Source organism: Testudinibacter sp. TW-1, assembly GCF_050613185.1.
Classification (GTDB): Bacteria; Pseudomonadota; Gammaproteobacteria; order Enterobacterales; family Pasteurellaceae; genus Chelonobacter.
Map to the genome: position 1 here is coordinate 1,373,157 of NZ_CP192511.1, position 17,863 is coordinate 1,391,019.

The 17,863-nt window shown below is 48.0% G+C and carries 22 protein-coding genes; 5 read left to right on the top strand and 17 right to left on the bottom strand.

Annotated elements, in window-relative coordinates:
* Positions 1-8: 8 nt before the first annotated feature.
* Positions 9-1,151, bottom strand: a complete 1,143-nt coding sequence (locus ACQ31U_RS06605) for an NADH-dependent flavin oxidoreductase (RefSeq protein WP_431050500.1) — start codon at positions 1,149-1,151, stop codon at positions 9-11.
* Between the two features lie 95 nt (positions 1,152-1,246).
* Between ACQ31U_RS06605 and ACQ31U_RS06610 the strand changes: the two genes are divergently transcribed.
* Complete coding sequence (locus ACQ31U_RS06610) at positions 1,247-1,678, top strand: PACE efflux transporter (protein WP_431050502.1); 432 nt, start codon at positions 1,247-1,249, stop codon at positions 1,676-1,678.
* A gap of 111 nt (positions 1,679-1,789) precedes the next feature.
* On the opposite strand, the gene rplI is transcribed toward ACQ31U_RS06610, so the two are convergent.
* The 12 genes from rplI to yceD all read right to left on the bottom strand — a co-directional run bounded on the left by rplI (position 1,790) and on the right by yceD (position 9,822).
* Positions 1,790-2,239, bottom strand: a complete 450-nt coding sequence (gene rplI, locus ACQ31U_RS06615; protein WP_431050504.1) for a 50S ribosomal protein L9 — start codon at positions 2,237-2,239, stop codon at positions 1,790-1,792.
* 18 nt (positions 2,240-2,257) lie between these two features.
* Positions 2,258-2,485, bottom strand: coding sequence for a 30S ribosomal protein S18 (gene rpsR, locus ACQ31U_RS06620; RefSeq protein WP_005759927.1), 228 nt, complete (start codon positions 2,483-2,485; stop codon positions 2,258-2,260).
* Between the two features lie 12 nt (positions 2,486-2,497).
* Positions 2,498-2,824, bottom strand: coding sequence for a primosomal replication protein N (gene priB, locus ACQ31U_RS06625; protein ID WP_431050506.1), 327 nt, complete (start codon positions 2,822-2,824; stop codon positions 2,498-2,500).
* A complete protein-coding gene (rpsF, locus tag ACQ31U_RS06630; protein ID WP_034617382.1) occupies positions 2,811-3,188 on the bottom strand; it encodes a 30S ribosomal protein S6 in 378 nt (125 codons plus the stop codon). The genes priB and rpsF overlap by 14 nt, the downstream gene beginning before the upstream one ends.
* Before the next feature lie 248 nt (positions 3,189-3,436).
* Complete coding sequence (gene fabF / locus ACQ31U_RS06635; protein WP_431050509.1) at positions 3,437-4,675, bottom strand: beta-ketoacyl-ACP synthase II; 1,239 nt, start codon at positions 4,673-4,675, stop codon at positions 3,437-3,439.
* Between the two features lie 90 nt (positions 4,676-4,765).
* On the bottom strand, positions 4,766-4,996 hold the full coding sequence (gene acpP, locus ACQ31U_RS06640; RefSeq protein WP_034617387.1) for an acyl carrier protein: 231 nt from the start codon (positions 4,994-4,996) through the stop codon (positions 4,766-4,768).
* A gap of 290 nt (positions 4,997-5,286) precedes the next feature.
* Positions 5,287-6,015: a 3-oxoacyl-ACP reductase FabG gene (fabG, locus tag ACQ31U_RS06645; RefSeq protein ID WP_431050511.1), complete on the bottom strand. Its 729-nt coding sequence runs from the start codon at positions 6,013-6,015 to the stop codon at positions 5,287-5,289.
* Positions 6,016-6,041: 26 nt separating this feature from the next.
* Complete coding sequence (fabD, locus tag ACQ31U_RS06650) at positions 6,042-6,983, bottom strand: ACP S-malonyltransferase (protein WP_431050513.1); 942 nt, start codon at positions 6,981-6,983, stop codon at positions 6,042-6,044.
* Between the two features lie 55 nt (positions 6,984-7,038).
* Positions 7,039-7,989 carry a beta-ketoacyl-ACP synthase III gene (locus ACQ31U_RS06655; protein ID WP_431050515.1) on the bottom strand — a complete coding sequence of 317 codons (951 nt, stop codon included), beginning with the start codon at positions 7,987-7,989 and terminating at the stop codon, positions 7,039-7,041.
* Positions 7,990-8,037: 48 nt separating this feature from the next.
* Complete coding sequence (gene plsX, locus ACQ31U_RS06660; protein WP_431054296.1) at positions 8,038-9,048, bottom strand: phosphate acyltransferase PlsX; 1,011 nt, start codon at positions 9,046-9,048, stop codon at positions 8,038-8,040.
* A gap of 65 nt (positions 9,049-9,113) precedes the next feature.
* The gene (rpmF, locus tag ACQ31U_RS06665) at positions 9,114-9,284 is read right to left on the bottom strand and encodes a 50S ribosomal protein L32 (RefSeq protein ID WP_431050517.1); all 171 of its coding nucleotides are present in this window, start codon (positions 9,282-9,284) and stop codon (positions 9,114-9,116) included.
* 16 nt (positions 9,285-9,300) lie between these two features.
* Positions 9,301-9,822, bottom strand: a complete 522-nt coding sequence (gene yceD / locus ACQ31U_RS06670) for a 23S rRNA accumulation protein YceD (protein ID WP_431050519.1) — start codon at positions 9,820-9,822, stop codon at positions 9,301-9,303.
* A 185-nt stretch (positions 9,823-10,007) separates the two neighbouring features.
* Here yceD and asd point away from each other — a divergent pair, with 185 nt between their 5' ends.
* The 4 genes from asd to ACQ31U_RS06690 all read left to right on the top strand — a co-directional run bounded on the left by asd (position 10,008) and on the right by ACQ31U_RS06690 (position 14,783).
* Positions 10,008-10,922 carry an archaetidylserine decarboxylase gene (asd, locus tag ACQ31U_RS06675; RefSeq protein WP_431050521.1) on the top strand — a complete coding sequence of 305 codons (915 nt, stop codon included), beginning with the start codon at positions 10,008-10,010 and terminating at the stop codon, positions 10,920-10,922.
* Between the two features lie 32 nt (positions 10,923-10,954).
* Positions 10,955-11,587 carry an FKBP-type peptidyl-prolyl cis-trans isomerase gene (locus tag ACQ31U_RS06680; RefSeq protein ID WP_431050523.1) on the top strand — a complete coding sequence of 211 codons (633 nt, stop codon included), beginning with the start codon at positions 10,955-10,957 and terminating at the stop codon, positions 11,585-11,587.
* 224 nt (positions 11,588-11,811) lie between these two features.
* Positions 11,812-13,221 carry a lyase family protein gene (locus ACQ31U_RS06685; protein WP_431050525.1) on the top strand — a complete coding sequence of 470 codons (1,410 nt, stop codon included), beginning with the start codon at positions 11,812-11,814 and terminating at the stop codon, positions 13,219-13,221.
* A 230-nt stretch (positions 13,222-13,451) separates the two neighbouring features.
* Positions 13,452-14,783, top strand: a complete 1,332-nt coding sequence (locus tag ACQ31U_RS06690; RefSeq protein ID WP_431050527.1) for an anaerobic C4-dicarboxylate transporter — start codon at positions 13,452-13,454, stop codon at positions 14,781-14,783.
* Positions 14,784-14,864: 81 nt separating this feature from the next.
* Here the strand turns inward: ACQ31U_RS06690 and ACQ31U_RS06695 are convergent, their stop codons facing one another.
* From ACQ31U_RS06695 to ubiH, 4 genes are all read right to left on the bottom strand, one after another.
* The gene (locus ACQ31U_RS06695) at positions 14,865-15,113 is read right to left on the bottom strand and encodes a DUF2442 domain-containing protein (RefSeq protein ID WP_431050529.1); all 249 of its coding nucleotides are present in this window, start codon (positions 15,111-15,113) and stop codon (positions 14,865-14,867) included.
* Positions 15,097-15,261, bottom strand: coding sequence for a DUF4160 domain-containing protein (locus tag ACQ31U_RS06700; RefSeq protein ID WP_431054297.1), 165 nt, complete (start codon positions 15,259-15,261; stop codon positions 15,097-15,099). The genes ACQ31U_RS06695 and ACQ31U_RS06700 overlap by 17 nt, the downstream gene beginning before the upstream one ends.
* Before the next feature lie 89 nt (positions 15,262-15,350).
* Positions 15,351-16,580 (bottom strand): FAD-dependent oxidoreductase, encoded by a 1,230-nt coding sequence (locus ACQ31U_RS06705; RefSeq protein ID WP_431050531.1) that lies wholly within the window; start codon positions 16,578-16,580, stop codon positions 15,351-15,353.
* Between the two features lie 55 nt (positions 16,581-16,635).
* Positions 16,636-17,847 carry a 2-octaprenyl-6-methoxyphenyl hydroxylase gene (gene ubiH, locus ACQ31U_RS06710; RefSeq protein ID WP_431050533.1) on the bottom strand — a complete coding sequence of 404 codons (1,212 nt, stop codon included), beginning with the start codon at positions 17,845-17,847 and terminating at the stop codon, positions 16,636-16,638.
* Positions 17,848-17,863: the final 16 nt, after the last annotated feature.

Consider the following 17,863-nt stretch of genomic DNA (forward strand, 5'->3'; position numbering starts at 1 on the left):
ATTATGACTTAAATATCCACCGACTTCCATTCCGGATTGCCTTTGACCGGCGGCAAATAGGCTAAATGCTGCATATTCTGCGCCCATAAATTGCTTGGAATGCGGTAGTGATCGGCTTTATTCGGATCGATCTCAGTGATAATTTCCGCTTCGCGTCCGGTGGCGATCAGGGTTGCCAAATCCGGGTTCATCATCACCGCTTTGCCGACGGCGATAAATTCCGCCCAGCCGGTTTGGTAGGCGGCGAGGATTTGGTCGGCGCTGAACAGGCAACCGACGCCGATCAACGGCATTCTGCCGTTGATGTGCTGGTGCAGCAACTGCATACGCGTCAAGGTGCTGTCTGCGCCGCGGCGGGCTTTTTTGTAGAAATCCCACAGCGAAACGTGCAGATATTGCAGCGGTTTTTCTAACAATGCGTCAATGAGTGCAAAGGTGTCTTGCATGGTTAAGCCGTTTTCGCCCGGTTCTTCCGGCGAGAAGCGGTAGCCGACGATAAAATCATTGCGTCCAGACCGCACTTTGACCGCATTCACCGCGTCGACCACTGCCAGCGGGAAACGCAAACGGTTTGCTAACGAGCCGCCCCATTGATCTTGGCGACGGTTGGTTGCCGCCGAGAAAAATTGTTGGATCAAATAGTTATTCGCACCGTGAATTTCCACTCCGTCAAAACCGGCTTGAATCGCAAGATCGGCAGCATTGGCAAACGCGCGGATTAAGGCTTCGATTTCCTGTTCGCTCAACGCACGGGCTTGGCGTTCCGGATTTGCCGACGGCGCAACCACATCCGCCGTGCCAATCAGATCTTTGATTGTTAATTGACCACCGTGATGAATTTGCAAAATCGCTTTCGCGCCCTGTGTTTGAATGGTCTGTGCCACGGTTTTTAAACTGGCTAAATCGGAGTTGGAGATGGCATGCGGCTGTCCGGGAAAGGCTTTGCCTTCTGCCGAAACGAGGGTGGCGGCGGTGATAAACAGTCCGAAATCTTGCGCGCGATCTTGTAAAAAGGCGAGTTCTTCTGCACTGGCGCTGCCGTCAGGATTGGCGGCGTAGTGGGTCATTGGCGCAACGGTCAGACGATTTTTGATTTCCACGCCGTTATTCAGGGTGTAAGGTTGAAAAAGAGGGGCGTATTTCGGGTTCATTTGAATACCTTTTGAATTAATGATATGTTCATTGTTACAATGAAATAAGGTCAGATTGAACAATTTCAATCTTAATTTACAATCAAGGAAGAAAAATGTCTTTTATCGAACGTCTTTTTCATGCCGTCTTATTCGAAGTGTTTGCGGTGCTGTTTTCGGTCGGGCTGTTATTGCTGTTTACCCAACATCAGGTCGGCGCGCTGTCGAGCACGGTTATTGCGATTTCTTTGATGGCAATGGTGTGGAATTTTGTGTTTAACTGGGGCTTTGACCGGGTATTTACCGGTGAAAAAGTGTTACGCAGCGCCAAAGTGCGGTTGCTGCATGCCATTTTATTTGAAGGCGGTTTATTGCTGTGTACCATTCCGCTGGTGGCGTATTTACTGCAAATCAGTTTTTATCAAGCCTTTATTATGGATTTGGGGCTGACGATTTTTATTCTGATTTATACCATTATTTATAACTGGAGCTATGACCATATTCGTGCGCTGTTAGTGAAAAAACGCATAGTCGCAACAGCAGTTTAAGCAAGCCATACCGCACTTTTGATTATGCAAAGTGCGGTTTGTATCAATAGCAAGCAACAAAAAACCCGATGCAAGATCGGGTTTTTAGGCTTTGTCTTAGAATAAACCGAATTATTCAGCAACAACAATCACATTTAATGAAGCGAATACTTCACCGTGTAATTGGAAACGAACTTCGTGTTCGCCAGTGGTACGCAATGGACCTTCTGACAAACGCACTTCGCTTTTTTCAATTTTAACGCCAGCCGCAGTAACCGCGTCTGCTACATCGCGCGTGGTGATAGAACCGAACAGGCGGCCTTCGTCACCGGCTTTAGAAGTGATGGTCACAGAACCGAGGGCTTCCAGACGCTCTGCGCGATCTAAAGCCGCAACCAATTCTTTGGCGACTTTTTCTTCCAATTCAGCACGACGTGCTTCGAAAAGTTCGATGTTCGCTTTGGTTGCCATAACCGCTTTCCCTTGCGGGATTAAGAAGTTACGTGCGAAACCGGCTTTAACATTCACTTGGTCACCAACGTTACCCAAGTGAACAATTTTATCTAAAAGAATAATTTGCATTACCGTATCCTCTCTTAATTACTGATGGTTGTCAGTGTACGGTAACAACGCTAAGTAGCGGGCGCGTTTGATTGCGCGTGCCAATTGACGTTGGTACTTCGCACGAGTACCGGTAATACGGCTTGGAACAATTTTGCCGCTCTCTGTAATGTAGTTCTTTAACGTGGCGATATCTTTGTAATCGATTTCAACTACGTTTTCCGCTGTAAAACGGCAGAACTTACGACGACGGAAATAACGTGCCATGGGGCTAGTCTCCTAATCTATAAATTCGATATGCTCGGCGTGCAACACTAACTGATTGAGTCCGTTAGCACTTTTGTGGGTGGTGATAAAACCTGCCACAAAAAGGTTGCTGCCGACCGTAATGCTTTGAGTTTGTTTAATTAATTGATCGCCACTGAGTGATACTGCGATAGCGCACCATGCTTGTCGGGCTAAGCCGACTTCGGTTTGTTGCGAACGGTGTTCCAACATAAACCGGCAGTGCTCAATGCCACTCGGGCTTTTGCTTCGTCTCGGGTGGGAAATCACATTTCCTGTCAGCGAGAGACGATTTTCAATCGTTAAATTACTCTTCAGCATCCTCATAATCGTTGTTTTCAACTTCAGCGGAAGCGCGACGTTCGTCTTTCGCTTTCACCATTGGGGACGCTTCTGTTACGGCGTGCTTAGTGCGCATAATTGCGTTACGCAGAACGGCGTCGTTGTAACGGAAAGTAGTTTCTAGCTCGTCGATTACTTCTTGCGGTGCTTCTACATTCATTAGCACATAGTGTGCTTTATGTAGTTTGTTGATTGGGTAAGCCAATTGACGACGGCCCCAATCTTCTAGGCGATGAATCTGACCACCTGCTTCTTTAACAGAACCGGTGTAGCGCTCGATCATGCCTGGTACTTGTTCGCTTTGGTCCGGATGAACCATAAAAACGATTTCGTAGTGACGCATTACTGCTGCTCCTTACGGGTTAATCAGCCTCCGACGATAGACCAGTCACCAATCTGCGGAAGCAAGGAACGAAAATGGAATGTGACTGTAAGGCGCAAAATTATAGCGGGATTCGAAGTGCGGTACAAGGATTATTTGGATTATTTTTAAGCGGCTTATGCGGAAGGGAAGTATCCAAAAAATCTCGGCATAAGAAAGCAAAAGTGCGGTTGGGAAACCGCACTTTAGAGTTGATTCGGCTCAGGCAATTAGATTTTTTTGAAAATCAGCGAGCCGTTGGTGCCGCCGAAACCGAAGGAATTACATAACGCATAGTCCAATTCGGCTTTGCGCGCGGTATTCGGCACGAGATCCAAGGTGACATTCGGATCTTGATTGTCTAAGTTGATGGTAGGCGGCACGATTTGATCGCGCAGGGCTAATACGGTGAAAATCGCTTCCACCGCACCGGCCGCACCCAATAAGTGCCCGGTCATCGACTTGGTGGAGCTGACCAAAATGCGGTCTTTGTTTGCCGCAAATACGCTGCTGATCGCCGTCGCTTCGGCAACATCGCCTGCCGGGGTTGACGTGCCGTGTGCATTGACATAGCCCACTTGTTGCGGTTCGATTTGTGCGTCACGCACCGCATTGCTCATCGCCAAGGCGGCACCTGCGCCGTCTTCCGGCGGCGAAGTCATATGATAGCCGTCGCCGCTCATGCCGAAACCGACCAGTTCCGCATAGATTTTCGCCCCGCGGGCTTTGGCGTGTTCGTATTCTTCCAACACCATCACCCCCGCACCGTCGCCCAGCACAAAACCGTCGCGATCCACGTCCCAAGGGCGGCTTGCCGCTTGCGGATTATCGTTGCGGGTGGATAATGCGCGCGCCGCGCCGAAACCGGCAATACCTAACGAAGTGCTGGCTTTTTCCGCACCGCCGGCGATCATCACATCGGCATCGCCGTAAGCAATAATACGTGCCGCATGACCGATATTGTGCACCCCGGTGGTGCAAGCGGTGGCGATGGTGATATTCGGACCGTGTAATTTATAATTGATTGATAGGTGTCCGGCAATCATATTAACAATGGTGGACGGCACAAAGAACGGGCTGACTTTACGCGGACCGCCCGCAATCAGAGCAGTATGGTTCTCTTCGATTAAACCCAGCCCGCCGATACCGGAGCCGATAGCCACCCCGATACGTTGGGCATTTTGTTCGGTAACTTCCAAGCCGGAATCTTGAATGGCTTGCATACCGGCAGCGATACCGTATTGGATAAACAAATCCATTTTTTTGGTATCTTTGCGCGAGATATATTCTTCGCTGTTGAAGTTTTTGACTTGACCGGCAAATTTGGTGGTGTGGTTTGATGTATCGAAATTTTCGATCAGATTGATTCCGCTCTTGCCTGCCAACAAGTTTTGCCAGGTTGAATTAACATCATTACCAAGCGGTGATAACATTCCTAAGCCTGTTACAACGACGCGACGTTTTGACATGAATATGCTCCGAGTGGGAGGTTGAAAATAGAATTTGTATAACTGACTGACAAAATTTAGGCGGTCTGAGAACCGCCTAAATCCAGAAGATTATTGATTATTTTGAACGTAATCAATTGCAGACTGAACAGTTGTGATTTTTTCAGCTTCTTCGTCAGGAATTTCGATGTCGAATTCTTCTTCCAAAGCCATTACCAGTTCAACTGTATCTAAAGAGTCAGCACCCAAATCTTCAACGAATGAAGCTTCGGATTTTACTTCGTCTTCTTTAACGCCTAATTGTTCAACAATGATTTTTTTTACGCGTTCTTCAATACTCATTTTTAAATTTCCTATGTTTTAAATTTCGCCACAGCGAGAGGTGAATAAGGTATGTATTGTTTAAACGACGGCAATAACCGTAACAGATGTTGATCCATCAACAAGGCTTTGCTTAAGGCAACACATACTATGACAAAATTTGGCTATATTCTTGTTTCTTGGGAAAGTCTATAACCAAGATTGTATACCGTCGCAGATTTTACCATTAACCGAGAGGCGTTGTCATGCATTTATCTTCATTTGTCCGATTTTGCTACAGCGCAAAATGAAATAGACGCACGCCAATCGGATCAGTTCATGTAAAGTCCGCCGTTAACATGCAATGTGGTGCCGGTCACATAACCCGCATCTTCCGAAGCAAGGAAAGCCACCGCTTTGGCAATATCTTTCGCTTCGCCCAGTTTGCCGGCAGGCACATTGACTAAAATACTCTGTTTTTGTTCTTCGGTGAGCGCATGGGTCATATCGGTGGCAATAAAGCCCGGCGCCACCACATTGACGGTGATACCGCGCGAGGCGACTTCTTGCGCCAAGGCTTTGGAGAAACCGATTACACCGGCCTTAGCCGCACAGTAGTTGGTTTGTCCCGGATTGCCGGAAGAGCCGACCACCGAGCCGATATTGATGATACGCCCGTAGCGTTTTTTCATCATGCTGCGCAGCATGGCTTTTGACAGGTGGAAAATGGAGGTCAGGTTGGTATCGATAATATCGTTCCATTCTTCTTCTTTCATGCGCATTAACAGGTTGTCACGGGTAATGCCGGCATTATTGACCAAAATATCAATCTCGCCGAATTCGGCTTTGATTTGCGCCAAGGTTTGATCGATTGAGGCGGTGTCGGCGACATTCAGCACCAATCCCTTGCCGTTTTCGCCCAAATAAGCAGAAATGGCTTGTGCCCCGGCTTCGCTGGTGGCGGTGCCGATCACGGTTGCGCCTTTGGCGGCCAATTCTTCTGCGATGGCTTTGCCGATGCCGCGGCTGGCACCGGTTACTAATGCGATTTTACCTTGCATAGGTTCTCCTTTTTTGAATAGTCAGATTAATCTTGAATCAGTGCTGCAACCGCACTTAACGACGCGGTGTCATTGACGGCGTGTGCGTCCAACTCTTTGTTAATACGTTTGGTTAAGCCGGTTAAGACTTTATTCGGTCCGATTTCAAGCAGAATTTGAACGCCGGCAGCCGCCATTTTTTCCACGCTTTCGGTCCAGCGTACCGGATTATATAGCTGGCGCACTAACGCATTGCGGATTTCGTCCGCGCCTTTTTCTTGTTTGACATCAACGTTATTAATCACCGCAACGGTCGGTTGTTTAAAGGTAACGGATTCCAACGCCACCGCCAGTTGATCGGCGGCAGGTTTCATCAAGGCGCAATGGGACGGCACGCTCACCGCTAACGGCAATGCCCGTTTGGCACCGGCTTCTTTGCACAACGCCGCTGCACGTTCTACCGCGTCTTTGTTACCGGCAATGACCACTTGTCCCGGCGAATTGAAATTGACGGCGGAAACGACTTCGCCTTGTGCGGCTTGGGCGCAAGCGTCAATGATCGGCTGGTTATCTAAGCCGATAATCGCATACATCGCCCCGGTGCCCGCCGGAACGGCTTTTTGCATTAAGCGGCCGCGCAGTTCGACCAGTTTAATCGCTTCTTGGAAATCCAATACGCCGGCGCAAACTAAGGCGGAAAACTCGCCTAAACTGTGTCCGGCCATCACTTGCGGTGTCAGTTCGGGGTATTGTTGTTGCCAAGTGCGGTAAATCGCCACTGACGCCGCTAATAGCGCCGGTTGGGTGCGCCAGGTTTGGTTCAGTTCTTCTGCTTCGCCCTGTTGCACTAACTGCCATAAATCATAACCGAGCGCTGCGGAAGCTTGTTTAAAGGTTTCTTCTACTACCGGGAATTGAGCCGCTAAATCGGCTAACATGCCGATGGCTTGCGAGCCTTGTCCGGGAAAAACCATTGCAAATTTTTTCATTTGTTTCTACCTGCTTTTACTACCTAATTGAAAGTTAAGCCAAAGTGCGGTTTGGTTAAAAACGGACCAACGCCGATCCCCAAGTCCAACCGCCGCCAAAGGCTTCTAATAACAATAACTGTCCGCGCTGAATCCGTCCGTCGCGCACCGCTTCGTCCAATGCGACCGGAATGGTGGCGGCACTGGTATTGCCGTAGCGATCCAAAGTGATCACTACTTGCGACAGATCCATGTCTAATTTTTTTGCCGTCGCCGCGATAATGCGTAAATTGGCTTGGTGCGGAACCAACCAATCAATCGCTTTTTTATCTAAGTTATTGGCTTGTAAGGTTTCTTCCACCACATTTGACAATTCTCGCACCGCCAGTTTAAAGGTTTCATTGCCTTGCATTTGGATAAAGCCGGATTGTTGCGTGCCGCGCTCTGCTTTCGGCAGAATCAGCATATCGCCTTTGTCCGCACTGGAATGCAAATGGGTGGAAATAATGCCTTGCTGTTCGCTTGCCTCTAAAATCACCGCGCCGGCACCGTCGCCGAATAAAATCACGGTGCTGCGGTCCTGTTCGTCGAGGTTGCGTGAATTAACATCCGAACCGATCACCAACGCTTTTTTCACCTTGCCGCTGCGGATAAATTGATCGGCGACGCTTAATGCGTAAATAAAGCCGCTACAGGCTGCCGCCACATCAAATGCGATTGCATCGTCGATATTCAGCAGCCCCTGAATTTGACAAGCCGCACTGGGGTAAGCGTGCGAGCTGCTGGTGGTCGCGACTAAAACCAAATCAATTTCGTTCGGGTCGAGCCGTGCGGCGGCAAAACATTGTTGTGCCGCGGCAAATCCCATGGTAGCCACGCTTTCTTCTTCGCTGGCAATACGGCGTTCTTTAATGCCGGAACGGGTGGTGATCCACTCGTCGGAGGTATCCACCATTTTTTCTAAATCGGCATTGGTTCTGATTTTTGCCGGTAAATAACTGCCGGTAGCTAGAATTTTACTAAACATAATCATCTCATGATGTGTGAATATTATTGTTCTTTTCGTTTAAACCAATTAAAGCGTGCGATTTAACCCGGCGGCGATTTTTGCCGGAATCTCCGAGCGCACTTGCCATGCCGCCTGCTGAATGGCATATAAAAACGCAGCTTGATTGGCGCTGCCGTGGCTTTTGACCACGACCGAGGTTAAGCCCAGCAGGGAGGCGCCGTTATATTTATCCGGATTAAACTGGCTGAACTGCTTGAAATATTTTTTCAGCAGATATTTACTGCACGGCAACAATAACTTTTTAAGTGCGGTCTTTGCCCACGACGGGCGGGTATTGCCGCCGTTTTTGATTAAGGCAAACAGATTTTTTGCCGTGCCTTCTAAGGTTTTTAACGCAATATTGCCGGCAAAACCATCGCAAACAATTACATCGGCATAGCCGTTCAATAGATGGTTGCCTTCGATATAGCCGATATAATTCAGTTGGGTTTGCCGTTGAATCAAATCGGCGGCGTCGCGGATATGTCTTAGCCCTTTCAACTCTTCAATGCCGATATTCAACAATGCAACGCGCGGATAAACCAGATTAAAACTGTTTTCGGCGAAAATCGCGCCCATTTGTGCGAATTGCATTAAGGTTTCAGCCGAGCAATCGATATTGGCACCCAAATCCAACATAATACTTTGCTTGCCGTCGATCGTCGGAATGTTCGAAACCAGTGCCGGGCGCTGAATGCCGGCAAGCGGTTGCAATAACACTTTTGCCAATCCCATTAATACCGCGGTATCGCCGCCGCTAACGCAGGCTTGCGCTTGTTTGTCACGCACCGCTTCAATCGCAAGGCGCATTGAGCTGCCTTTGCTATGGCGTAGTGCATGGGAAAGCCCTTGCTCGTTTTTAATCACGCGATCGCAATGATGTACGCGAATGCGTTGGCGCAGAGACTGGGGAATATTCGCAAGATAAGGGGAAATAAGCTGGCTGTCGCCGAACAGCAGAATATCGAGCATTGGATCATGTTCCAACGCTTGCAGGCTTGCCGGGATAGTAATACGGGGACCAAAGTCCCCGCCCATTACATCTAACGCCAGGGTTAGACGATTCAATTGCTTACCTCAAAGGAGACAACAGTAATCTGAAATTACTTATTGATCACTTTACGGCCACGGTAGTAACCGTCGGCGGTTACATGGTGACGCAAATGGGTTTTACCGGTTTCTTTATCAACAGAAACTGCAGCGGTAGTCAACGCATCGTGAGAACGACGCATATCACGACGTGAACGAGATTTTTTATTTTGTTGAACAGCCATTGGCCATACTCCTAAATTATTTTCGCTTTAAATTAGCTAATACAGCGAACGGGTTTGGTTTTTCTGCTTCCGCAGGCAATTCGCCAAAGACCTGTTCAGCCACGGACACTTCACAGTGTTCAGGATCGTGCATTGCCACCAGCGGCAAGGAAAGCATTAATTCATCTTCCACTACGTCGCGTAAATCGATTTCGCCGAATTCATTAAATTCAATCGGCTCATAAATTTCAGGTAACAGCTCTGCTTGATCCATATTAGACACCGGACTGTAGCAAAATTCACTGTCCAATGTCATCGTAAAAGGTTTATCGCAACGTTGACAAATCAACTCCACCTCAACCGTTGCGTGACCTTTCATCACCACCAATCGTTGCGGATCAACTGAGAACGACAATCTAACTTGTGCATTATTCAGCACACGACTTACCGAAGCCTGCAAGCGTTCTAACTGGTTTGGTGCGTAGTAACCTACATAGTCCAACCGACGTTGAGCGTCTTTGACCGGATCGACAGTCAGGGGAAGTTTAACCTTTTGCATAGGGTGCGCATATTAACTGTACAGACCAAAATAGTCAAAAGGAATTATGCATTTTTTGCCAAGTTTTTTTCAGCCTTCGGACCGCACTTGCTGAATTTTGATTAACGCACTTAACTTTAGCTTCGTGCGCAAACTTGCTATACTGCTTCGCTTATTCATGATGTCATTATAAAAGGGTTTAATTTATGACAACTCAAGTTTCACAAAACCGCTATTGGCAACATTTGAAAGTGGCATTTCAATATTTAGTGCCGCAATTTGCCCTGACCCGTTTGGCGGGCTGGTTTGCCGAAAAACAGTGGGGGAGCGTGACCCACTTGGCGATCAAGGCGTTTAGTGCCAAGTATAAGATTAACTTACAGGAAGCGGAAAAATCCGAGCCGAAGCAATATGCTTCGTTTAACGAATTTTTTATCCGCCGCTTAAAAGCCGACGCGCGCCCGATTGACGGCAACCCAAGTGCGGTTTGCTTGCCGGCGGACGGGCGAATCAGCGAATTGGGCGAGATCGTCAACGGGCAATTATTCCAAGCCAAAGGGCATTTTTTCAGCTTAACCGATTTGTTGGCGCAGGACGAAACATTAGTGCCGTTATTTGAAAACGGCAAATTCATCACCACTTATTTGTCACCGCGTGATTATCACCGCGTGCATATGCCGTGTGACGGTGTGTTGCGCAAAATGGTGTACGTGCCGGGCGATCTGTTTTCGGTCAATCCGTTTTTGGCGCGGCATATTCCGAACCTGTTTGCGCGCAACGAGCGCGTGATCTGCTATTTTGATACCCCGTTCGGGGCGATGGTGCAGATTTTGGTCGGCGCAACCATCACCGCCAGTATCAGCACGCTGTGGGCCGGGATTATCAATCCGCCGCGCGCAGGCAAAATCCAAAGCTGGGAATATCCAAGCGAAGGGCAAAGTGCGGTTCGGTTGAAAAAAGGCGAGGAAATGGGCGCATTCCGTTTGGGTTCGACCGTGATTAACCTGTTCCAAGCGGACAAACTGGATTTTTTAACCGAATTACAAGCCGGAAGTGCGGTACAAATGGGCGCCGCGATGTCTGTGGCTACGCCGTCGCAGACCACGCAAGCTGTAATTTAAACTACTTTGACTAACAAAAGGAAAACAACACAATGAGCGAACAATTTTTTGCAGCGGTACAACTGGACAGCACCGAACAACAAGGCAGCTACGGTATCGGTTTACAAATGGGACAACAACTGTTGCAAAGCGGTTTACATATCAGTGTCGAAGCGGTTGCCAAAGGCATTTACGACGCGCTGCAACAAAATGCACCGGCGGTTGATCTGCAAGCGGTGAGTGCGGCGTTACAACAAATGCAACAGCAAGCGGAAGAATTACAACGGGCGCAATTCAAAGAAATCGAACAGGCTGGTAATGAATTCTTAGCCGAAAATAAAAAAATGGCGGGCGTGAAAGAAACCGAAAGCGGCTTGCAATATGAAGTGTTGGTCGAAGGCAACGGCGCAGTGCCAAGCCGCCAAGACAAAGTGCGGGTGCATTACACCGGCAGCCTGATTGACGGCACGGTGTTTGACAGCTCGGTGCAACGCGGACAACCGGCGGAATTCCCGGTCAGCGGTGTGATCAGCGGCTGGGTTGAAGCTTTATCTATGATGCCGATCGGTTCGAAATGGCGCTTAACCATTCCTCAGCACTTGGCTTACGGCGAACGCGGCGCAGGCGCTTCGATTCCACCGTTCAGTACCTTGATCTTTGAAGTGGAATTGTTGGATATTCTATAATTATTTTCATTTTATAAAGAACGGAGCTTGATTGCTCCGTTTTTTATTTTTGCTGGAAAAATAGCTATAAATACAGCGATTGGGTGATATTTAAAGCATATTTTCCTTTCCTTTCCTTTGGGAAAAGCATATTATGATTTTAGCTTGGCTGAAAAATCGTTATTCCGAATAATGGCATGTTCCATTTCATCTATCACTTATAAGCAGAAAAAGGAGTGTTAACCATGTTTAACCATGATACTTTTTACTGGATTAATCAGATTGAAAAAGCGTCTGTGTTAATGACCTTGCAGGAAGGAATCATAACGAAAGAGGTTGCGCAAAAGGTTGCTTCCGCAATTCAACGCTTATCGAACAGTTCTCGGCGTCCGAATGATTATCATGAAATTCAACCGATGTTATTCGAATTAACCGGGTTGGAAGGCTCGATGATTCATGTCGGGCGAAGCTGGCAAGATATGCTCGCGACAATTCACCGCTTATTAGTACGCGATCGATTCCTTTACCTCTATTATTTATCTTTAGAAACCAGAAAGCGCTTGGTGAAAATAGCGGATAATAACGCGGATACTATTGTGCCGTCTTATACTTATGGTGTACAGGCGCAGCCGGTAACCTTAGGGCATCTGTTTTTAGGTTATGAGGCAACGCTTGCGCGTTCGACAGATAGACTCTGTAGCTATTTTGTACGATTGAATAAATGTCCGCTAGGTGCGGCGGCATTGGCAACATCGAGTTTTCCGATTAATCGGGCTTCACTCGCTGATTTTTTAGGCTTTGAAGGTTATGTTGAAAATGCGTTTGATGCCGCACAACTATCACTGATTGATGTCGGGGTCGAAGCGGCTTATATTTCCTCCTTGGTTGCGTTATCAATCGGCACGTTCATTCAGGATCTCCATATTCAATTCCACCATACTCGCCCATGGTTGCTACTGGAAACCGAATCGCTGAACAGCCCGAGTACATTAATGCCGCAAAAACGCAATCCTTCGTCATTAGATAAAGTGCGGTTGCTGGCGAGTCAAGTGACAGGGGACGCATTTCGCTCCTGTATCTCTTCACATAATGTGAATTCGGGCTTAACAGATTATAAAAATGCGGAAATCTCGGAAACATTAGAGCGGGCTTGCTTAATGTTAAAAGACGTTAATGCCATTTTAGACGGCTTAACGGTGGATAAAGAGGCTGCTTTAGCGCAAGTGAATGCGGATTATTCGACAACCACAGAGCTTGCCAATTCCCTCCAACGTCAAGCCGGAATACCCTTTAAAATCGCACATGAATTTGCTTCGAGATTGACGAAATACGGCAGACAGCACCAATTAGCGCCTAAACAGTTGCCGTTTGACGCGGCGGTCGCTATTTTTGACGATGTTATGTTGGAGATGGCGAAAGAAAAAATGGAATTCCCACTTTCGAAAGAGGCGTTTTTTAAACACTTGGATCCGGCAAATATGATCGAGAGTTATTTGACATTGGGCGGCACAAATCCATCAGAAGTTCAGCGAATTTCTAAGAAGGTAACGGCGAATTTACAAGCGCATGAAGCTTGGTTGTACCGTATTCAACAAAATCTTCAGAAGGCTGATGAACGTTTAACGGAAATGTTTGAAGACCTTATTCGACAATGATGTTCTGATAACTTCGGCATGTATTTTTAAAACGGAAAACAGCAATGTTTTCCGTTTTTTTCTGTGCTCGTTAGCCAAATGTTATTAGAATGGAGATATTCTGCAATCAAGATGTATCTTCTACTTAAAAATAGTGAGCTAAATCAAAACTTCACTCTTTTACACTTGTTTGCGAATCGGGATTTCGTATCATATTCTCCGATTATTCATTTTTTTACAAAGGAAAATATATGCTGTATTTGGAGTTTTTATTTCTCTTAATCATGCTCTATATCGGTAGCCGCTTCGGCGGGGTTGGTTTAGGGGTGGTTTCCGGGATTGGTTTGTTGATCGAAGTGTTTGTGCTGCGTATGCCGCCGTCTTCGCCCCCGATTGACGTTATGCTGATCATTATTGCAGTGGTCACCTGCGCTGCGATTTTGGAAGCGGCGGGCGGTTTAAAATATATGCTGCAAATCGCGGAAAAAATCTTGCGCCGTAATCCGAAAATGGTGACATTCTTGGGACCGCTGGTGACTTACATCATGACCTTGATGTTGGGAACCGGACACGCGGTGTACACCATTATGCCGATTATCGGTGACGTTTCGCTGAAAAACGGCATTCGTCCGGAACGCCCGATGGCGGCAGCTTCGGTCGCTTCTCAATTAGGGATTACCGGCAGCCCGATTTCTGCGGCGGTGGTTTACTATTTGACCCAAATCGTCGAATTACCGGGTTATGAACACGTGACTTTATTGAGCATTGTCGCCGTGACTATTCCGGCAACCTTAGCCGGGGTGATCATGATGTCATTGTACAGCTTGCGTCGCGGTAAAGAGTTGAAAGACGATCCGGAATATCAACGCCGTTTAAAAGATCCGGTGTGGAGCGATCGCATTGCCAATACCACCAGCACCACGTTAAACGAAGTGTTGCCAAGTTCTGCCCGTAACGCCGTTTTACTGTTTATCTTGGCATTGGCAATTATTGTGGTAGTGGCGATCTTCCCTGAAGTCAGAACCATCGGCGAAGGTAAAAAAGCGATTTCCATGGGGATTATCATTCAGATGATGATGTTGGCGTTCGGCGGTATTATCCTGATCTCAACCAAAACCAATCCGCAAACCGTGCCGAACGGGGTGGTGTTTAAATCCGGCATGGTGGCGATGATAGCCATCTTCGGGATTGCGTGGATGAGCGATACGTACTTCCAATATGCAATGCCGTCATTTAAAGCCGGCGTGACCGAAATGGTGGAAGCCTATCCGTGGACCTTTGCTTTCGCGTTGTTTGCGGTTTCGGTGGTGATCAACAGCCAAGCGGCAACCGGACGTATGATGTTGCCGGTCGGTCTTGCCATCGGCTTGCCGGCACCGTTGCTTATCGGTTTATTACCGGCAACCTACGGCTACTTCTTTATCCCGAATTATCCGTCAGACATCGCCACCGTGAACTTCGACGTAACCGGCACCACCAAAATCGGCAAATACTACTTCAACCACAGCTTTATGATTCCGGGGATTATCGGGGTGGTAACAGCTTGTTTTGTCGGTTACACCTTGGCTTACGCGATTATCTAACGTTAAATTCCGTTCGAATCGAATACAAAGTGCGGTTTTCTTGATAGGAAAACCGCATTTTTTGGAGATTGAAAAATTGATTTAAGCAACGTGGTGGTAGTTATGGGTTAAATCCCCACATCCGGCAAGCAGTCCTTCAACTGAAATATCTTCATCAAGTTGTTCCCAGTGAATGCCGCGTTTACTGAGTTCGTAGTTTTTGAGTTCCGATTTATCCGCATTCAGTAATTTAGGAAACCAGACTAAAGGCACGCCAATTGTTCTGGCATCACTCAATTCAACCCACATAGTGTCATCGTCAAATTTGATATTTTTAGCCGAAATAGCCATTCCATGCCTCCAGTAATATAAGTGAATTTTCATGAATACATTGGGATAATTCTTTGAGTTCTTTTGCGCTAAATCCGTCATTTTGAGCCAATGATATTTGTGGCTCTAACCAAAACTTAGCCTCCGATTCAGCATTTCTGACATGAATATGTGCAGGTTATCTTGGATTTCCCTCATTAGAATAAAAGAAAAATTTATATCCTTTAAAGCGTAATATGACAGGCATTCAATATTCCTTCAACTAAAAATCAACACATCATTCGGCATTTGTTTGATTTTTTGCGGCAGATCGCCTTCTAAGCCTAACGCTTGCGCCATTAGGCGATCTTTGATCAGCGGCAGGTGGTCGGTCAGATTCATGCCGATACCGCGCACCAGTTTCTTCAGCGGATTAGGGTCGTTAAACAGCGATTTAAAGCCCTGCATGGCGGCGAGCATTTTGACCGCTTCGCTTTTGCGCCAGCGTTCATAGTGGCGCAAGTGGCGCAGTTCGCCGATGTCCATGCCGTGTAGCAGATTTTTTTCAATTTCTTGCGCCAATGCCATCGCGTCCATAAAACCGAGATTCACTCCGAGACCGGCGAGGGGGTGAATGGTATGGGCGGCATCGCCGACCAAGGCAATCCGCTGTTTGACAAAGTCGCGCGCATAGCGGGCGGTGAGCGGAATGGTTTGGCGTTTGCCGACCACGCGGCACAAGCCTAAGCGGTTATCAAAGGCAATGTTAAGCGCTTTATTAAATGCCTCGTCGTCCATCTTCAGGTGCTGTGCCGCCAGCTCAGGCGGTTGTGACCAGACAATCGAACACAAGTGCGGTTGCTGTAACGGTAAAAATGCCAAAATGCTGTCAGCGCTGAAAATTTGGCGCGCAGTGTGCAAGTGCGGTTCGGCGGTTTCCACATTGCAGACCAACGCGTGGTGTCCGTAATCACGGAAATTCAGCGGAATATCCGCTTGTTGCCGCAGCCAAGAATTCGCACCGTCCGCACCGACCAACAGTTTCGCCATCAGCAATGCGCCGTCATCGAGGGTCAGCACCGCACATTGCGCATGACAAACCGCACTTTTCGGTTTGGCGCTGATGATTTCCACATTGGCTTGCTGTGCGACTTTTTGCCAAAGTTGATAACGAATCAGGCTGTTTTCGACGATATAGCCCAGTTGATCCAAGCCGAGCGAACGGCAATCGAAACCGATTTTGGCAAAGCTGTCTTTTTCCCATACTTCCATGTGTTGATAAGCACAACTGCGCCCTTGCTTTAACGCTTGCCATACCCCGAATTGTTGCAACATTTTCTGCGTGGAGAGGGTGAGTGCGCTGACCCGATTGCCGATTTCGCCAATCGATTGTTCCGTCGGCGGATGGGCTTCCACAAGCGTGATGTGACACGGACTGTCGGCGAGTGCCGCCGCAACCGCCAAGCCGACCATGCCGCCGCCGATAATGATAATATCCGTACTTTTCATATAAGGTCTATCGCTCCGTGTTTTGTAACCTAAGCGGTTGTGCTTGAAATATAAACTACACCCAACCCAATGTCGGTTTAATAAATTGTTGTCGCAGAGCGAGGCTGTGCGACAAGCCCAATAAACCCAAATTACGCCCGATTTGCATTGGCAGCAAGTCATTGGCGAAGGTATTGACTAAGCCGTCGGTCAAATTGATGATGTTATGCTGATCCGCTTGTCGCCGTTGCCGATACCTTTGCAAAACCGCACTTTCGCCCAAATCCTGCCCTTGCCGTGCCGCTTCAATCAGCACCTTGGCGAGATCCGCCACATCACGCAAGCCCAAATTAAAGCCCTGTCCGGCAATCGGGTGCAAGGTTTGCGCCGCATTGCCGATTACTGCCAAACGGTGATGAATTGCACGCTCGGCTTGCTGTAACGCCAATGGATACGCCACGCGTTTGCCGACTTGTTCAAACCGCCCCAAGCGCCAGCCGAATTGCCGTTGCAGGCGTTGCAGAAATGCCTGATCATCCAATACCATTACATCATCCGCCTGTTTGAGGCACCATACCAGCGATAGCCGATCGTTTTTCAGCGGTAACAGGGCGAGCGGTCCTTGTGCGGTGAAGCGCTCAAAGGCACGTCCGTGATGGGCTTGCGTGCTTTTGACATTGGCGATGACCGCACTTTGCTGATAGTCGTTTAAGATCTGATACTGAATACCGCACTGTTTGGCAACTGCCGACTGTGTGCCGTCGGCGGCGATTAAAAGTGGGGTTTCAAGGTGTTGGTGATTGCTTAAACGTAAGTTGACTTTTTCTGTCGAACGTTCAATCTGCGTCACGGTGCAGGGGGCGAGATAGTCGATATTCGCTTGTTGTGCGATTGCTTTTAACAACACTGCGCCGACTGCCGACAGTTCAACCACCGCGCCTAAACGGCTGAGATTGAGTTCTTGCGCCGACAGATCGACCAAACCGGCATGTCCGCAATCGGAGATATGAATTTGCCGGATATCTTCCGCCAACGGGGCGATGTTTTGCCATAGACTCGTATTCGTATCAACACGGATTTGTTGCAGTGTTTGGCAACTGCCATGGGACAGCGCGATACTGCGCGCGTCAAAACCGCACTTTTGTTGATGTCGATTGGCGGCTTGCGGCGGATTTTTTTCGATAATCGCAAGGCGTAATTCAGGCAAGCCTTGCGCCAACGCCAAGGCAAGACAACAGCCGCTCATTGCGCCGCCGACGATCACCACATCATACTGTTGTGCTTGCATTGCGATTTCCCCTATT

What these genes read in the sequence shown, in the direction of transcription:
- ubiH (WP_431050533.1), bottom strand. Translation starts at nt 17,847, where the DNA reads ATGCAAGCACAACAGTATGATGTGGTGATCGTCGGCGGCGCAATGAGC.
- rplI (WP_431050504.1), bottom strand. Translation starts at nt 2,239, where the DNA reads ATGCAAATTATTCTTTTAGATAAAATTGTTCACTTGGGTAACGTTGGT.
- ACQ31U_RS06705 (WP_431050531.1), bottom strand. Translation starts at nt 16,580, where the DNA reads ATGAAAAGTACGGATATTATCATTATCGGCGGCGGCATGGTCGGCTTG.
- ACQ31U_RS06605 (WP_431050500.1), bottom strand. Translation starts at nt 1,151, where the DNA reads ATGAACCCGAAATACGCCCCTCTTTTTCAACCTTACACCCTGAATAAC.
- priB (WP_431050506.1), bottom strand. Translation starts at nt 2,824, where the DNA reads ATGCTGAAGAGTAATTTAACGATTGAAAATCGTCTCTCGCTGACAGGA.
- asd (WP_431050521.1), top strand. Translation starts at nt 10,008, where the DNA reads ATGACAACTCAAGTTTCACAAAACCGCTATTGGCAACATTTGAAAGTG.
- plsX (WP_431054296.1), bottom strand. Translation starts at nt 9,048, where the DNA reads ATGGGCGGGGACTTTGGTCCCCGTATTACTATCCCGGCAAGCCTGCAA.
- ACQ31U_RS06680 (WP_431050523.1), top strand. Translation starts at nt 10,955, where the DNA reads ATGAGCGAACAATTTTTTGCAGCGGTACAACTGGACAGCACCGAACAA.
- ACQ31U_RS06690 (WP_431050527.1), top strand. Translation starts at nt 13,452, where the DNA reads ATGCTGTATTTGGAGTTTTTATTTCTCTTAATCATGCTCTATATCGGT.
- rpmF (WP_431050517.1), bottom strand. Translation starts at nt 9,284, where the DNA reads ATGGCTGTTCAACAAAATAAAAAATCTCGTTCACGTCGTGATATGCGT.
- ACQ31U_RS06655 (WP_431050515.1), bottom strand. Translation starts at nt 7,989, where the DNA reads ATGTTTAGTAAAATTCTAGCTACCGGCAGTTATTTACCGGCAAAAATC.
- fabD (WP_431050513.1), bottom strand. Translation starts at nt 6,983, where the DNA reads ATGAAAAAATTTGCAATGGTTTTTCCCGGACAAGGCTCGCAAGCCATC.
- yceD (WP_431050519.1), bottom strand. Translation starts at nt 9,822, where the DNA reads ATGCAAAAGGTTAAACTTCCCCTGACTGTCGATCCGGTCAAAGACGCT.
- ACQ31U_RS06610 (WP_431050502.1), top strand. Translation starts at nt 1,247, where the DNA reads ATGTCTTTTATCGAACGTCTTTTTCATGCCGTCTTATTCGAAGTGTTT.
- fabF (WP_431050509.1), bottom strand. Translation starts at nt 4,675, where the DNA reads ATGTCAAAACGTCGCGTCGTTGTAACAGGCTTAGGAATGTTATCACCG.
- ACQ31U_RS06685 (WP_431050525.1), top strand. Translation starts at nt 11,812, where the DNA reads ATGTTTAACCATGATACTTTTTACTGGATTAATCAGATTGAAAAAGCG.
- rpsF (WP_034617382.1), bottom strand. Translation starts at nt 3,188, where the DNA reads ATGCGTCACTACGAAATCGTTTTTATGGTTCATCCGGACCAAAGCGAA.
- ACQ31U_RS06695 (WP_431050529.1), bottom strand. Translation starts at nt 15,113, where the DNA reads ATGGCTATTTCGGCTAAAAATATCAAATTTGACGATGACACTATGTGG.
- acpP (WP_034617387.1), bottom strand. Translation starts at nt 4,996, where the DNA reads ATGAGTATTGAAGAACGCGTAAAAAAAATCATTGTTGAACAATTAGGC.
- rpsR (WP_005759927.1), bottom strand. Translation starts at nt 2,485, where the DNA reads ATGGCACGTTATTTCCGTCGTCGTAAGTTCTGCCGTTTTACAGCGGAA.
- fabG (WP_431050511.1), bottom strand. Translation starts at nt 6,015, where the DNA reads ATGCAAGGTAAAATCGCATTAGTAACCGGTGCCAGCCGCGGCATCGGC.